Source organism: Lutibacter sp. A80 (assembly GCF_022429645.1).
In the GTDB taxonomy this organism is placed as follows: domain Bacteria; phylum Bacteroidota; class Bacteroidia; order Flavobacteriales; family Flavobacteriaceae; genus Lutibacter.
Window position 1 is genome coordinate 3,821,241 of sequence record NZ_CP092480.1, and the last position, 14,309, is coordinate 3,835,549.

The window sequence follows — 14,309 nt, forward strand, 5'->3', positions numbered from 1 at the left end:
TATGAGAGTAAACGTACAGTCAGTTAATTTTAATGCGGATAAAGAACTTATTGTTTTTGTAGAGAAGAAAATTAGTGGTTTAGAAAAATACTACGATAAAATTGTAGATTCAGAGGTATACTTAAAAGTACATCAAACAAGTGAAAAAGAAAATAAAAATGTAGATGTAAAATTAAATATTCCGGGGAATGATCTTATAGTTAAAAAGCAATGTAAAACATTTGAGGAAGGTGTTATGTTGGCTGTAGATTCATTAAAACGAAAGCTTACACAAAAGAAAGAAAAAATAAGATCAAAATAATTTATAAAAAAAACTTTAAAAAGTTTTGTTTAAAACTAAAATTTAATACATTTGCAGTCCGTTAGAAATAGCGGACTTCTTTTATGGAGTAAAAAGCCGATGTAGCTCAGCTGGCTAGAGCAGCTGATTTGTAATCAGCAGGTCGTGGGTTCGAGTCCCTCCATCGGCTCAAAAAATAGAGTGAAGTGTTTGAGATTATTTTATAATTGAAATAATTTAAAACTTATCAATTTTTTTGATAAAGATCTTTGAAAATACCGGTGAGATACTCAAGTGGCCAACGAGGGCAGACTGTAAATCTGCTGCGCAAGCTTCGAAGGTTCGAATCCTTCTCTCACCACATTTAATTGGAATAAAATATAATACCCAATGATGAATTGAAAAAAATTATTGCGAGAGTAGCTCAGTTGGTAGAGCTTCAGCCTTCCAAGCTGACTGTCGCCGGTTCGAGCCCGGTCTCTCGCTCTATTTTTTTGGCCGGTGTAGCTCAGGGGTAGAGCGTTTCCTTGGTAAGGAAGAGGTCACGGGTTCAATTCCCGTCATTGGCTCAATAAAAGAATTGAATTTAACACTATATATAACTAAGATTTAAAAATTAATAATTATGGCTAAAGAAACTTTCGATCGTTCAAAAGCGCACTTAAACATTGGTACTATTGGACACGTTGATCACGGTAAAACAACCTTAACAGCTGCTATTACTGTTGTATTAGCAGAGAAAGGGCTTTCTGAAGTAAAAGATTTCGATCAAATCGATAACGCTCCTGAAGAAAAAGAAAGAGGTATTACAATTAATACTGCACACGTAGAGTATCAAACTGCTACACGTCACTATGCTCACGTTGACTGTCCAGGTCACGCGGATTACGTAAAAAACATGGTAACAGGTGCTGCTCAAATGGATGGTGCAATTATCGTAGTAGCTGCAACAGATGGGCCAATGCCTCAAACAAGAGAGCATATCTTATTAGGTCGTCAAGTAGGTATTCCAAGATTAGTTGTATTCATGAATAAAGTGGATATGGTTGATGATGAGGAATTATTAGAATTAGTAGAAATGGAAATTAGAGATTTATTATCTTTCTATGACTACGATGGTGATAATACTCCTGTAATTCAAGGTTCTGCTTTAGGAGGATTAAACCTTGAGCCAAAATGGATGGAGAAAATTATGGAATTAATGGATGCTGTGGATACTTGGATTGAGTTACCTAAGCGTGATGTTGATAAAGATTTCTTAATGCCTATTGAAGATGTATTCTCAATTACTGGTCGTGGTACTGTAGCAACAGGACGTATTGAAACTGGTGTTGCTAACACAGGAGATGCTGTTGATATTATTGGTATGGGAGCTGAAAAATTAACTTCTACTATTACTGGAGTTGAAATGTTTCGTAAAATATTAGATAGAGGTGAAGCTGGAGATAACGTTGGTATCTTATTAAGAGGTATTAATAAAGAAGATATCCGTAGAGGTATGGTAATTTGTAAACCAAAATCTGTAACTCCACACGCTAAATTTAAAGCAGAGGTTTATATCTTGAAAAAAGAAGAAGGTGGTCGTCACACACCATTCCATAACAACTACCGTCCACAATTTTACGTACGTACAACAGACGTAACAGGTACTATTAACTTACCTGATGGAGTAGAAATGGTAATGCCAGGAGATAACTTAACTATTACTGTTGAATTACACCAACCAATTGCATTAAATGTAGGTTTACGTTTTGCAATCCGTGAAGGTGGTAGAACAGTAGGAGCTGGTCAGGTAACAGAAATGTTAGACTAATCTAGATCTAAAAAAACAAATATAAGGTGCTTCTTTAGAAGCACCTTTCTTTACGGGCGTAGCTCAGTTGGTAGAGCACTGGTCTCCAAAACCAGGTGTCGGGAGTTCGAGCCTCTCCGCCCGTGCAAAAAAATAAGAAATGAATTTAGTTAATTATATAAAAGACTCATTTGAAGAGTTACGCAATAAAGTGTCTTGGATTTCTTGGGAAGAAGCTCAAAAATCGACATTAGTTGTTGCTGTATTTACAATAATATTTGCTTTGGCAGTATTTTTAGTAGATAAATTCTTCCAAACTGGTTTAACTGAGTATTTTAAATTATTTTAATAATTAAGTTATGGCTGATTCTGTGAAAAAATGGTACGTTGTTAGAGCTATAGGTGGGCAAGAAAATAAAGTGAAATCTTATATTGAAAATGAGATAGCTCGTTTAGGAATGACTGATTATGTTGATAGAGTTTTAGTACCTACAGAAAAAGTGATTCAAGTACGTAATGGGAAAAAAATAAATAAAGAACGCGTTTATTTTCCAGGTTATGTAATGATTGAAGCTAACTTAAGTGGTGAATTACCACACGTTATTAAATCGATAACAGGTGTGATTGGTTTTTTAGGCGAAGTTAAAGGAGGTGATCCTGTACCTATGCGTAAATCTGAAATTAACCGAATGCTTGGTAAAGTTGATGAATTATCTGTTCAAAATGATAATGTTGCTATACCTTATGTAGTTGGTGAAACAGTAAAAGTAATTGATGGTCCATTTAATGGGTTTGATGGTACAATAGAAAAGATAAATGAAGAAAAGCGTAAACTAGAAGTAATGGTTAAGATTTTTGGAAGAAAAACACCATTAGAGTTAAGTTATATGCAAGTAGATAAAATTTCATAATAGTTACATATAATTTATGATATTACATTTAGCTTCCAATTTTATGTAATATCTAATTTAAGATTTAAAAATGGCAAAAGAAGTTAGTAAAGTAGTAAAATTACAAGTTCGTGGAGGTGCAGCAAATCCATCACCACCTGTTGGACCTGCTTTAGGTGCTGCCGGAGTTAATATTATGGAGTTCTGTAAGCAATTTAATGCTAGAACTCAAGACAAACCAGGAAAAGTTTTACCTGTTGCAATTACTGTATATAAGGATAAATCTTTTGATTTTGTTATAAAAACTCCACCAGCAGCTGTTCAAATTTTAGAAGCAGCTAAAGTAAAAAAAGGGTCAGCAGAACCAAATAGAATTAAAGTAGCTACAGTTACTTGGGATCAATTGAAAACAATTGCTGAAGATAAAATGGTAGATTTAAATGCATTTACTGTTGAATCTGCAATGCTTATGATGGCAGGTACAGCACGTTCAATGGGAATTAGAGTAAAAGGAGAAGCTCCTGTAAAACAATAAAACAGTTATTAAAAAATGGCAAAATTAACTAAAAAGCAAAAAGAAGCTGAAGCTAAAGTTGATAGAAATCAAACTTACAGTTTAAATGATGCTTCTGCTTTAGTAAAAGAAATTACTAATGTAAATTTTGATGCATCTATTGATTTAGCTGTTAGATTAGGAGTTGATCCTCGTAAAGCAAATCAAATGGTTAGAGGGGTAGTAACATTACCTCACGGAACCGGTAAAGATGTTAAAGTTTTAGCATTAGTAACTCCAGATAAAGAAGCAGATGCAAAAGAAGCAGGTGCAGACTATGTTGGATTAGATGAATACCTTCAAAAAATTAAAGAAGGTTGGACTGACGTTGATGTTATTATTACTATGCCTAGTGTTATGGGTAAATTAGGACCATTAGGACGTATTTTAGGACCTAGAGGTTTAATGCCTAACCCTAAAACTGGTACTGTAACAATGGATGTAGCAAAAGCTGTTACTGAAGTTAAAGCTGGTAAAATTGACTTTAAAGTTGAAAAAACAGGTATTGTTCATGCAGCAATAGCTAAAGCATCATTTTCTGCAGATAAAATTGCTGAAAACGCTGGTGAATTAATTCAGACTTTAATAAAATTAAAACCAACTGCAGCTAAAGGAACTTATGTTAAAAGCATTTACATGTCTAGTACTATGAGTCCAGGTATAAGTATTGATACTAAATCAGTTAATAGTTAAAACATAGAAGATTATGACTAGAGAAGAAAAATCACAAGTGATAGAAGCTATAACAACAAAGTTAACTGGACAAAGTGTTATCTATTTAGCTGATATATCAGGTTTAAATGCCTTAGACACATCTAATTTACGTAGAGCATGTTTTAAAGCTAATATTAAACTTGCAGTTGTTAAAAATACATTGTTAGAAAAAGCAATGGAAAAATCTGATAAAGATTTTGGAGATTTACCTACAGTTTTAAAAGGAAATACTTCAATTTTATTATCTGATACTGGTAATGCACCAGCAAAATTAATAAAAGAATTTCGTAAAAAATCCGATAAGCCTTTATTAAAAGGAGCTTATGTAGCTGAAGCTATTTATGTTGGTGATGACCAATTAGAAACTTTAGTTAATATCAAGTCTAAAGAAGAAGTTATTGGAGAAATCATTACAATTTTACAATCGCCTGCTAAAAATGTTGTTTCAGCATTACAATCAGGAGGTAATAAATTATCTGGTATAATTAAAGCATTATCAGAAAAAGAATAAGCGCACTAATAAACTAATATAATAAAAATTAAACAAAGAGAAATGGCAGATTTAAAAGATTTCGCAGAACAACTTGTTAACTTAACAGTAAAAGAAGTAAACGAGTTAGCTAATATTTTAAAAGAAGAATATGGTATTGAGCCAGCTGCAGCAGCAGTTGCAGTAGCAGGTCCAGCAGCAGGTGGAGCAGCAGAAGAAGAAGCTCAAACTGAATTTGATGTAATTTTAAAAGCAGCAGGTGGTTCTAAATTAGCAGTTGTTAAATTAGTTAAGGAATTAACTGGTTTAGGATTGAAAGAAGCTAAAGGTGTTGTAGATAGCGCACCAGCACCAGTAAAAGAAGGTATTTCTAAAGACGAAGCGGAAGCTTTAAAAGCATCATTAGAAGAAGCTGGAGCAGAGGTTGAGCTTAAATAAGCTAACAACAGCTAAAACAATTTAAGGTTTAGGTCTGGGGTCATCCTAAGACCTAAACCATTTTGCGTATATATTCGTTCTTATATTTTAATAGTTTTTTAACTTAAAGTTTTTGTCCATTGGCATCAAAAAATTTCACCGAAAGAATAAACTTTGCATCAGCTAAATTGGTAACTGAATATCCAGATTTTTTAGATATTCAGGTTAAATCGTTTCAAGATTTTTTCCAATTAAAAACTAAAGCTGACGAACGAAGTACCGAAGGGTTATATAAAACCTTCCTAGACAACTTCCCAATTACAGATACTCGTAACCAATTTGTGTTAGAGTTCATAGATTACTTTGTAGATCCTCCTCGATATTCTATTCAAGAATGTATCGAAAGAGGTCTTACTTATTGCGTGCCCTTAAAAGCACGTTTAAAATTGTACTGTACAGATCCAGAACATGAAGATTTTGAAACTATTGTTCAAGATGTATATTTAGGTACAATTCCTTATATGACAAACAGTGGTACTTTTGTTATTAATGGAGCAGAAAGGGTCGTTGTTTCTCAATTACACCGTTCTCCTGGAGTATTCTTTGGTCAGTCGTTCCATGCAAACGGAACAAAATTATATTCTGCAAGAGTAATTCCTTTTAAAGGTTCTTGGATAGAGTTTGCAACAGATATCAATCAAGTAATGTATGCTTATATTGATAGAAAGAAAAAATTACCTGTAACAACATTGTTTAGAGCAATTGGTTACGAAAGAGATAAAGATATTCTTGAAATTTTTGACCTTGCTGAAGAAATTAAAGTTTCAAAAAGTGGGCTTAAAAAAGTATTAGGTAGAAAATTAGCTGCTCGTGTTTTAAAAACATGGTTTGAAGATTTTGTTGATGAAGATACTGGAGAAGTTGTTTCTATTGAAAGAAATGAAATTGTATTAGATAGAGATACAATTTTAGAAAAAGAACAAACTGAAGAAATTATAGAGTCTGGTGCGAGAACTATTTTGCTTCATAAGGAAGATAATGAAATGGCAGATTATGCTATTATTCATAACACCTTGCAAAAAGATCCAACAAACTCTGAAAAAGAAGCTGTTGAACATATTTATAGACAGTTACGTAATGCTGAACCGCCAGATTTTGAAACGGCAAAAGGTATTATTGATAAATTATTCTTCTCTGAACAACGTTATAACTTAGGAGAAGTTGGACGTTACAGAATGAATAAAAAACTTGGTTTAAACGAAGATATTAATCAGAAAGTTTTAACTAAAGTTGATATTATTACAATTATTAAAAACTTAATAAAATTAGTTAATTCTAAAGCTGAAGTTGATGATATTGACCACTTATCTAATCGTCGTGTTAGAACTGTTGGTGAACAATTAGCAAGTCAGTTTGGTGTTGGTTTATCTCGTATGGCCCGTACTATTCGTGAACGTATGAATGTACGTGACAATGAGGTATTTACACCTATAGATTTAATTAATGCGAAAACATTATCTTCAGTAATTAATTCATTCTTTGGAACAAATCAGTTGTCTCAATTTATGGATCAAACAAATCCATTAGCAGAGATTACTCACAAACGTAGGTTATCTGCATTAGGACCTGGAGGTTTATCTAGAGAAAGAGCTGGTTTTGAGGTTCGTGATGTTCACTATACACATTATGGACGTTTATGTCCTATTGAAACACCAGAGGGACCAAATATTGGGTTAATTTCTTCTTTAGCAGTTTTTGCGAAAGTTAATAATTTAGGATTTATTGAAACTCCATATAGAGAAGTTATCGATGGTAATGTTAATATTACTGAAGAACCTAGATATTTAAGTGCAGAAGAAGAAGAAGGAATGAAATTTGCACAGTCTAACCTTCCTATAGATGAGACTGGTAAATTTACTGTTGATAAAATTATTGTACGTGAAGAAGCTGATTATCCTGTTGTAGAGCCAGATAAAGTAAACTTTATGGATGTTGCTCCAAATCAGATAGCATCTATTTCTGCATCTTTAATTCCATTCTTGGAACATGATGATGCGAATAGAGCATTGATGGGATCGAATATGATGCGTCAGGCGGTACCTTTATTAAAACCAGAATCACCAATTGTTGGTACTGGTTTAGAATTAAGAGTAGCAAAAGATTCTCGTATTTTAATGAATGCTGAAGGTGCTGGAGTTGTTGAGTATGTAGATGCAAATACAATTACTATTAAATACGATAAGACAGATGAAGATCGTATGGTTAGTTTTGAAGGTGATAGTAAATCTTACAACTTAATTAAATTTAGAAAAACAAATCAAGGTACTTCAATAAACTTAAAACCTATTGTTCAAAAAGGAGATAGAGTTGAAGAAGGACAAGTACTTTGTGAAGGTTATGCAACACAAAAAGGAGAATTAGCGCTTGGTAGAAATATGAAAGTTGCATTTATGCCTTGGAAAGGGTATAATTTTGAGGATGCAATTGTGATTTCTGAAAAAGTTGTAAAAGAAGATATTTTTACTTCAATCCATATTGATGAGTATTCTTTAGAAGTTAGAGATACAAAATTAGGTGCTGAAGAATTAACTAATGATATTCCAAATGTTTCTGAAGAGGCTACTAAAGACTTAGATGAAAATGGAATGATTAGAATTGGAGCAGAAGTAAAACCAGGAGATATTTTAATAGGTAAAATTACTCCAAAAGGTGAATCTGACCCTACTCCTGAAGAAAAATTATTGAGAGCTATCTTTGGAGATAAAGCAGGTGATGTAAAAGATGCATCATTAAAAGCTTCTCCATCATTGAGAGGGGTTGTTATTGATAAAAAATTATTTGAAAGAGCTGTAAAAGATAAATCTAAACGAGCTCAAGATAAAGTTAGTATTGCAAATTTAGAAAGTAAGTATACAGCTAAATTAGAAGATTTAAGATCTGTTCTTATTGAAAAATTATTTACGTTAATCAGTGGTAAAACATCTCAAGGTGTATTAAACGATTTAGGTGAAGAAATACTTCAAAAAGGTAAGAAATTTACTTTAAAAATGTTAAATGCTGTTCCAGACTTTAATTACTTAACTAAAGGTGTTTGGACAACAGATGATCATATAAATATGCTTGTAACAGAATTAATTCACAATTATAAAATTAAAGTGAATGATTTACAAGGATCTTTAAGACGTGAAAAATTTACAGTTTCTGTTGGGGATGAATTACCAGCTGGTATATTAAAATTAGCAAAAATTTATATAGCTAAAAAACGTAAATTAAAAGTAGGGGATAAAATGGCAGGACGTCACGGTAACAAAGGTATTGTTGCTCGTATTGTTCGTCAAGAAGATATGCCTTTCTTAGAAGACGGAACTCCAGTAGATATTGTATTAAATCCACTTGGTGTACCTTCACGTATGAATATTGGTCAAATTTATGAAACTGTTCTAGGTTGGGCAGGTCAAAAATTAAATACCAAATATGCTACACCAATTTTTGATGGTGCTAGTATTGATGAAATTACTAAAATTACCGATGCTGCTGGTGTACCACAATATGGACATACTTATTTGTATGATGGTGGAACAGGTCAACGTTTTGATCAAAAAGCAACAGTAGGTGTAATTTATATGATCAAATTAGGTCATATGATTGATGATAAAATGCACGCACGTTCTATAGGTCCATACTCATTAATTACACAACAACCATTAGGTGGTAAAGCACAATTTGGAGGTCAACGTTTTGGTGAGATGGAGGTTTGGGCACTTGAGGCTTATGGTGCTTCTAGTACATTGCGTGAGATCTTAACTGTAAAATCTGATGATGTTATGGGTAGAGCTAAAACGTACGAGGCCATTGTAAAAGGTGATGCTATGCCAGAACCTGGATTGCCAGAATCATTTAACGTATTAATGCACGAACTTAGAGGTCTTGGATTAGACGTTAGATTAGAAGAATAATTTAAGTAAACACTATTCAGTCTCAGTTATTAATACACTGTGACTGAATACTGAATACTGCCAACCAATTACTGAATACTATAAAAAATGGCAAGAAAAACTGATAAATACACTGTAAAAAAGTTTAATAAAATTTCAATTGGTTTATCATCTCCAGAAGCAATTCTAGAGAAATCAAATGGAGAAGTATTAAAACCAGAAACTATAAATTACCGTACGCACAAACCTGAAAGAGATGGATTGTTTTGCGAACGTATTTTTGGACCTATAAAAGATTATGAATGTGCTTGTGGTAAATACAAGAGAATTCGTTATAAAGGAATTGTTTGTGACCGTTGTGGTGTAGAAGTTACAGAAAAAAAAGTACGTAGAGATAGAGTAGGGCATATTAATTTAGTGGTTCCTGTAGCTCATATTTGGTACTTTAAATCATTACCTAACAAAATGGGATACCTTTTAGGTTTACCATCTAAAAAGTTAGATATGATTATTTACTACGAACGTTATGTAGTAATTCAACCAGCCGGAGCAAAAAATGCAGAAGGTGAACCATTACAAAAAATGGACTTCTTAACAGAAGAAGAATATTTAGATATTTTAGAAACGTTTCCTGTTGAAAATCAATATTTAGACGATAGTGATCCAGATAAGTTTATTGCTAAAATGGGTGCTGCTTGTTTAATAGATTTATTTAATCGTATAGATTTAGACGAATTGTCTTATGAATTACGTCACAAAGCAAATACAGAAACATCTAAACAACGTAAAACAGAAGCATTAAAAAGATTAAATGTTGTTGAATCTTTTAGAGATGCTAATAAAAATAGAGAAAACCGTCCAGAATGGATGATAATGAAAGTAATTCCTGTGACTCCACCAGAATTACGTCCATTAGTACCATTAGATGGTGGTAGGTTTGCAACTTCAGATTTAAATGATTTATACAGAAGGGTAATTATTAGAAACAATCGTTTAAAACGTTTAGTTGAAATAAAAGCTCCTGAAGTAATTTTACGTAATGAAAAACGTATGTTACAAGAATCTGTAGATTCATTATTTGATAATACACGTAAATCTTCAGCAGTAAAAACAGAATCTAACAGACCTTTAAAATCATTATCTGATTCGTTAAAAGGTAAACAAGGACGTTTCCGTCAAAACTTATTAGGTAAACGTGTTGATTATTCTGCTCGTTCTGTAATTGTTGTTGGACCAGAATTAAAATTATACGAATGTGGATTGCCAAAAGATATGGCAGCTGAATTATACAAACCTTTTGTTATTAGAAAATTAATAGAAAGAGGTATTGTAAAAACAGTAAAATCTGCAAAGAAAATTATAGATAAAAGAGAACCTGTTGTATGGGATATTTTAGAGAATGTTTTAAAAGGACATCCTGTAATGTTAAACCGTGCACCTACGCTACACAGATTGGGTATTCAAGCTTTCCAACCAAAATTAATTGAAGGAAAAGCAATCCAATTACACCCATTAGTATGTACAGCATTTAATGCCGATTTTGATGGGGATCAAATGGCGGTTCACTTACCATTAGGACCTGAAGCTATTTTAGAATGTCAGTTGTTAATGTTAGCATCACATAATATATTAAATCCAGCAAATGGTGCTCCGGTAACGGTTCCTTCTCAGGATATGGTACTTGGATTATATTATATGACAAAAGAAAGAAAATCTACTCCAGAAAATAAAATTAAAGGAGAAGGTTTAACTTTTTATTCTCCGCAAGAAGTTACTATTGCTTTTAATGAAAAAGCAGTTGACTTAAATGCAAGTATTAAAGTTAAAACTAAAGATTTTAATGATGAAGGTGTCTTAGTTGACCAAATTATAGAAACAACTGTTGGTAGAGTACTATTTAACGAAGTTGTTCCTGAAGCTGCAGGTTATGTAAATGAAGTATTGAATAAAAAATCACTAAGAGATATTATTGGTAATATTTTAAAAGTTACCGATGTTCCTACTACTGGAAAATTCTTAGATGATATGAAATCAATGGGATATAATTTTGCATTCCGTGGTGGTTTATCATTTAGTTTAGGAGATATTATTATTCCACCTGAAAAGGTTGATATGATTGATGCTGCAAACACTCAAGTTGACAATATTATGGCAAACTATAATATGGGTATGTTAACTAACAAAGAGCGTTATAATCAAGTTATTGATATTTGGGGTTCTACAAACAACCGTTTAACTGAACTATCAATGAAACGTTTGCGTGAAGATCAACAAGGATTTAATTCAGTATTTATGATGTTAGATTCTGGAGCAAGGGGATCTAAAGAGCAAATTCGTCAGTTAACTGGTATGCGTGGATTAATGGCAAAACCTAAAAAATCTACAGCTAGTGGTGGAGAAATTATTGAGAATCCAATTCTTTCTAACTTTAAAGAAGGTTTATCAATTCTTGAATACTTTATTTCTACTCACGGTGCTCGTAAAGGTTTAGCAGATACGGCATTAAAAACTGCCGATGCAGGTTATTTAACACGTCGTTTAGTTGATGTTTCTCAAGATGTTATTGTAAACGAACACGATTGTGGAACTTTAAGAGGATTGGTTATTCAACCACTTAAAAAGAATGACGAAATTGTTGAAACTTTAGGAGAAAGAGTTGTAGGTCGTGTTTCATTACATGATGTTATAGATCCAATTACTGAAGAAATTTTAGCACATTCTGGAGAATTAATTACAGTTGAAATTGCGAGAGCTATTGAAAGCTCAGCAGTTGATAGCGTAGAAGTACGTTCAGCATTAACTTGTGAAGCTAAAAAAGGTATTTGTTCACAATGTTATGGTAATAGTTTGTCTACAAATAAGATGGTGCAAATTGGTGAAGCAGTTGGTGTTGTAGCTGCACAATCTATTGGAGAACCAGGTACTCAGTTAACATTAAGAACATTCCACGTTGGAGGTGTTGCAGGAAATATTTCAGAAAATAACAAGTTAACTTCAAAATTTGTTGGTAAAGCACACGTTGAAGATTTAAGAACAGTTGCTGGAAAAGATTCTGATGGTACACCAATTGATATTGTTATTTCAAGAACTTCAGAAGTAAAAATTATTGATGAAAAATCTGGATTAACTTTAAGTTCAAATAATATTCCTTACGGTTCAACTGTATATATTTCAGATGGAGATAAAGTTAAGAAAAATGATGTTATTTGTAAATGGGATCCTTTTAACGGTGTTATTGTTTCTGAATTTGCAGGAACAATTCAATTCGAAAATATAGAAAGAGGTGTTAACTATCTTGTAGAAATTGATGAACAAACTGGTTTCCAAGAAAAAGTAATTATTGAATCTAAAAATAAAAAGACAATTCCTACATTATTATTGAAAGATGATAATGATAATGTAATTAGATCGTACAACCTACCAGTAGGAGCACATTTAATTGTTGAAGATGGAGATAAAATTCCATCAGGAATGTTTATTGTTAAAATTCCTCGTAAATCTGGAAGATCAGGTGATATTACAGGAGGTTTACCACGTGTAACAGAATTATTTGAAGCACGTAACCCTTCTAATCCAGCTGTTGTTTCTCAAATTGATGGAGTTGTTTCTTTTGGAAAAATAAAACGTGGTAATCGCGAAATTATAGTTGAGTCTAAATTAGGAGATGTTAAAAAGTATTTAATTAAACTTTCTAATCAAATCTTAGTACAAGAAAATGACTTTATTAAAGCAGGAATGCCGCTTTCTGAAGGAGCAGTTACTCCAAATGATATTTTAAATATTCAAGGTCCGTCAGCGGTTCAAGAATATTTAGTAAATGAAATTCAAGAAGTATATCGTTTACAAGGAGTAAAAATTAACGATAAACACTTTGAAGTTGTTGTTCGTCAAATGATGCGTAAAGTTAGAATTATTGATTCTGGAGATACATTATTCTTAGAAAATCAATTAATTCATAAAAATGACTTTATTGAACAAAATGACGCAATTTATGGTATGAAAGTTATTGAAAATGCTGGAGATTCTACCAACTTAAAAGAAGGTCAAATTGTATCACCACGTCAATTAAGAGATGAAAACTCTGTATTGCGTAGAGAAGATAAAGCATTGGTTGAAGCTAGAGATGCAAATCCTGCTACAGCTGAACAGATTTTACAAGGTATTACTAGAGCTTCTTTACAAACTAAATCGTTTATTTCTGCAGCATCCTTCCAGGAAACTACTAAGGTGTTGAATGAAGCTGCTGTTAGTGGAAAAGTAGATGATTTAGAAGGATTAAAAGAGAATGTAATTGTAGGTAAACGAATTCCTGCAGGTACAGGTATGAGAATATATGATAATATTATTGTAGGTTCTCAAGAAGAAATGGATTCAAGTTTTTAAATTATGAGTGAACAAAAACCTAAAAAAGAAGGACAGATTAATATAGAATTAGATGATAAAATTGCAGAAGGAACATATTCTAACTTAGCAATTATTAATCATTCTGTTTCTGAATTTATTGTAGATTTTGTTAGTGTAATGCCAGGGCAACCTAAGGCTAAAGTAAAATCAAGAATAATACTAACTCCTCAACATGCCAAGAGATTGGTAAAAGCATTAGCTGATAATGTGAAAAGGTTTGAACAGAGTCACGGAGAAATTAAAGATTATGAGCAACCTCCAATACCAATGAATTTTGGTCCAACTGGAGAAGCATAAATTAAATAAAAAAAGCTGAACATTGAGTTCAGCTTTTTTTTATTTAATAATGTCCCGTCCTGAAATAGCGATACACTAAAACACAAGTGTAATGAAAACATCAGACAAATCAGGTGCAGCAAAGCGAACTCAAAAAGATTACTCGCTTTCTTTTAAACTTCAATTAGTTGAAGAAGTAGAACAAGGATTTTTAACAAAAACCCAAGCCAAGCGTAAATATGGTATTCAGGGAGACGCTACAGTAACCAAATGGTTGCAAAAATATGGTAACTTTGATTGGGAAAACCAAGTTCCAAAAACGATGTCAAAAACTCCAGAACAAAAAATACTTGAGCTTGAAGCTAAAATAAAGCTCCTTGAAAAACAGAAAGCTAGAGCTGAACATCTAGCAGAACGTGCTGATAAAAAGGTTATTATTTTCGATATGCTTGTTGATATGGCAGAAAAGGAATATGATATTCAAATAAGAAAAAATTACACACCCGACTTATCAACATCTTCAAAGAAGAATATAAAGAAACTTTAGTTTCTACCTGT

Annotated in this window: 12 protein-coding genes and 5 tRNA genes; all 17 read left to right on the top strand. The window is 32.5% G+C overall.

The features are described 5' to 3' along the window. Position 1: 1 nt before the first annotated feature. The 17 genes from hpf (at position 2) to MHL31_RS15820 (ending at position 14,298) form a co-directional block, all read left to right on the top strand. Positions 2-301, top strand: a complete 300-nt coding sequence (gene hpf / locus MHL31_RS15740) for a ribosome hibernation-promoting factor, HPF/YfiA family (RefSeq protein WP_240226951.1) — start codon at positions 2-4, stop codon at positions 299-301. Between the two features lie 95 nt (positions 302-396). Next, positions 397-470 (top strand) — tRNA-Thr (locus MHL31_RS15745). A 90-nt stretch (positions 471-560) separates the two neighbouring features. Next, positions 561-641, top strand: a tRNA-Tyr gene (locus MHL31_RS15750). 52 nt (positions 642-693) lie between these two features. Beyond that, a tRNA-Gly gene (locus tag MHL31_RS15755) sits at positions 694-766 on the top strand. Between the two features lie 11 nt (positions 767-777). Further along, a tRNA-Thr gene (locus MHL31_RS15760) sits at positions 778-849 on the top strand. A 56-nt stretch (positions 850-905) separates the two neighbouring features. After that, on the top strand, positions 906-2,093 hold the full coding sequence (tuf, locus tag MHL31_RS15765; protein WP_240226952.1) for an elongation factor Tu: 1,188 nt from the start codon (positions 906-908) through the stop codon (positions 2,091-2,093). A 52-nt stretch (positions 2,094-2,145) separates the two neighbouring features. After that, positions 2,146-2,218, top strand: a tRNA-Trp gene (locus MHL31_RS15770). 14 nt (positions 2,219-2,232) lie between these two features. Beyond that, the gene (secE, locus tag MHL31_RS15775) at positions 2,233-2,421 is read left to right on the top strand and encodes a preprotein translocase subunit SecE (protein ID WP_240226953.1); all 189 of its coding nucleotides are present in this window, start codon (positions 2,233-2,235) and stop codon (positions 2,419-2,421) included. Positions 2,422-2,431: 10 nt separating this feature from the next. Further along, a complete protein-coding gene (nusG, locus tag MHL31_RS15780; RefSeq protein ID WP_240226954.1) occupies positions 2,432-2,983 on the top strand; it encodes a transcription termination/antitermination protein NusG in 552 nt (183 codons plus the stop codon). 70 nt (positions 2,984-3,053) lie between these two features. Further along, complete coding sequence (rplK, locus tag MHL31_RS15785; protein ID WP_240226955.1) at positions 3,054-3,497, top strand: 50S ribosomal protein L11; 444 nt, start codon at positions 3,054-3,056, stop codon at positions 3,495-3,497. Positions 3,498-3,512: 15 nt separating this feature from the next. Then, positions 3,513-4,208: a 50S ribosomal protein L1 gene (gene rplA / locus MHL31_RS15790; RefSeq protein WP_240226956.1), complete on the top strand. Its 696-nt coding sequence runs from the start codon at positions 3,513-3,515 to the stop codon at positions 4,206-4,208. Between the two features lie 13 nt (positions 4,209-4,221). Beyond that, positions 4,222-4,740 carry a 50S ribosomal protein L10 gene (rplJ, locus tag MHL31_RS15795; protein WP_240226957.1) on the top strand — a complete coding sequence of 173 codons (519 nt, stop codon included), beginning with the start codon at positions 4,222-4,224 and terminating at the stop codon, positions 4,738-4,740. Positions 4,741-4,782: 42 nt separating this feature from the next. Further along, complete coding sequence (rplL, locus tag MHL31_RS15800; protein ID WP_240226958.1) at positions 4,783-5,157, top strand: 50S ribosomal protein L7/L12; 375 nt, start codon at positions 4,783-4,785, stop codon at positions 5,155-5,157. Positions 5,158-5,276: 119 nt separating this feature from the next. Then, positions 5,277-9,092, top strand: a complete 3,816-nt coding sequence (gene rpoB, locus MHL31_RS15805; protein ID WP_240226959.1) for a DNA-directed RNA polymerase subunit beta — start codon at positions 5,277-5,279, stop codon at positions 9,090-9,092. A gap of 87 nt (positions 9,093-9,179) precedes the next feature. Next, positions 9,180-13,454: a DNA-directed RNA polymerase subunit beta' gene (gene rpoC / locus MHL31_RS15810; protein ID WP_240226960.1), complete on the top strand. Its 4,275-nt coding sequence runs from the start codon at positions 9,180-9,182 to the stop codon at positions 13,452-13,454. Positions 13,455-13,457: 3 nt separating this feature from the next. Beyond that, on the top strand, positions 13,458-13,772 hold the full coding sequence (locus MHL31_RS15815) for a DUF3467 domain-containing protein (RefSeq protein ID WP_240226961.1): 315 nt from the start codon (positions 13,458-13,460) through the stop codon (positions 13,770-13,772). A 91-nt stretch (positions 13,773-13,863) separates the two neighbouring features. After that, positions 13,864-14,298, top strand: coding sequence for a hypothetical protein (locus tag MHL31_RS15820; RefSeq protein WP_240225903.1), 435 nt, complete (start codon positions 13,864-13,866; stop codon positions 14,296-14,298). Positions 14,299-14,309 lie beyond the last annotated feature (11 nt).

Excerpts from the sequence above, each read along its gene's own strand:
- hpf (WP_240226951.1), top strand. The coding sequence starts at position 2 with ATGAGAGTAAACGTACAGTCAGTTAATTTTAATGCGGATAAAGAACTT.
- rplJ (WP_240226957.1), top strand. The coding sequence starts at position 4,222 with ATGACTAGAGAAGAAAAATCACAAGTGATAGAAGCTATAACAACAAAG.
- rpoC (WP_240226960.1), top strand. The coding sequence starts at position 9,180 with ATGGCAAGAAAAACTGATAAATACACTGTAAAAAAGTTTAATAAAATT.
- rplL (WP_240226958.1), top strand. The coding sequence starts at position 4,783 with ATGGCAGATTTAAAAGATTTCGCAGAACAACTTGTTAACTTAACAGTA.
- rplK (WP_240226955.1), top strand. The coding sequence starts at position 3,054 with ATGGCAAAAGAAGTTAGTAAAGTAGTAAAATTACAAGTTCGTGGAGGT.
- secE (WP_240226953.1), top strand. The coding sequence starts at position 2,233 with ATGAATTTAGTTAATTATATAAAAGACTCATTTGAAGAGTTACGCAAT.
- rplA (WP_240226956.1), top strand. The coding sequence starts at position 3,513 with ATGGCAAAATTAACTAAAAAGCAAAAAGAAGCTGAAGCTAAAGTTGAT.
- MHL31_RS15820 (WP_240225903.1), top strand. The coding sequence starts at position 13,864 with ATGAAAACATCAGACAAATCAGGTGCAGCAAAGCGAACTCAAAAAGAT.
- nusG (WP_240226954.1), top strand. The coding sequence starts at position 2,432 with ATGGCTGATTCTGTGAAAAAATGGTACGTTGTTAGAGCTATAGGTGGG.
- tuf (WP_240226952.1), top strand. The coding sequence starts at position 906 with ATGGCTAAAGAAACTTTCGATCGTTCAAAAGCGCACTTAAACATTGGT.
- MHL31_RS15815 (WP_240226961.1), top strand. The coding sequence starts at position 13,458 with ATGAGTGAACAAAAACCTAAAAAAGAAGGACAGATTAATATAGAATTA.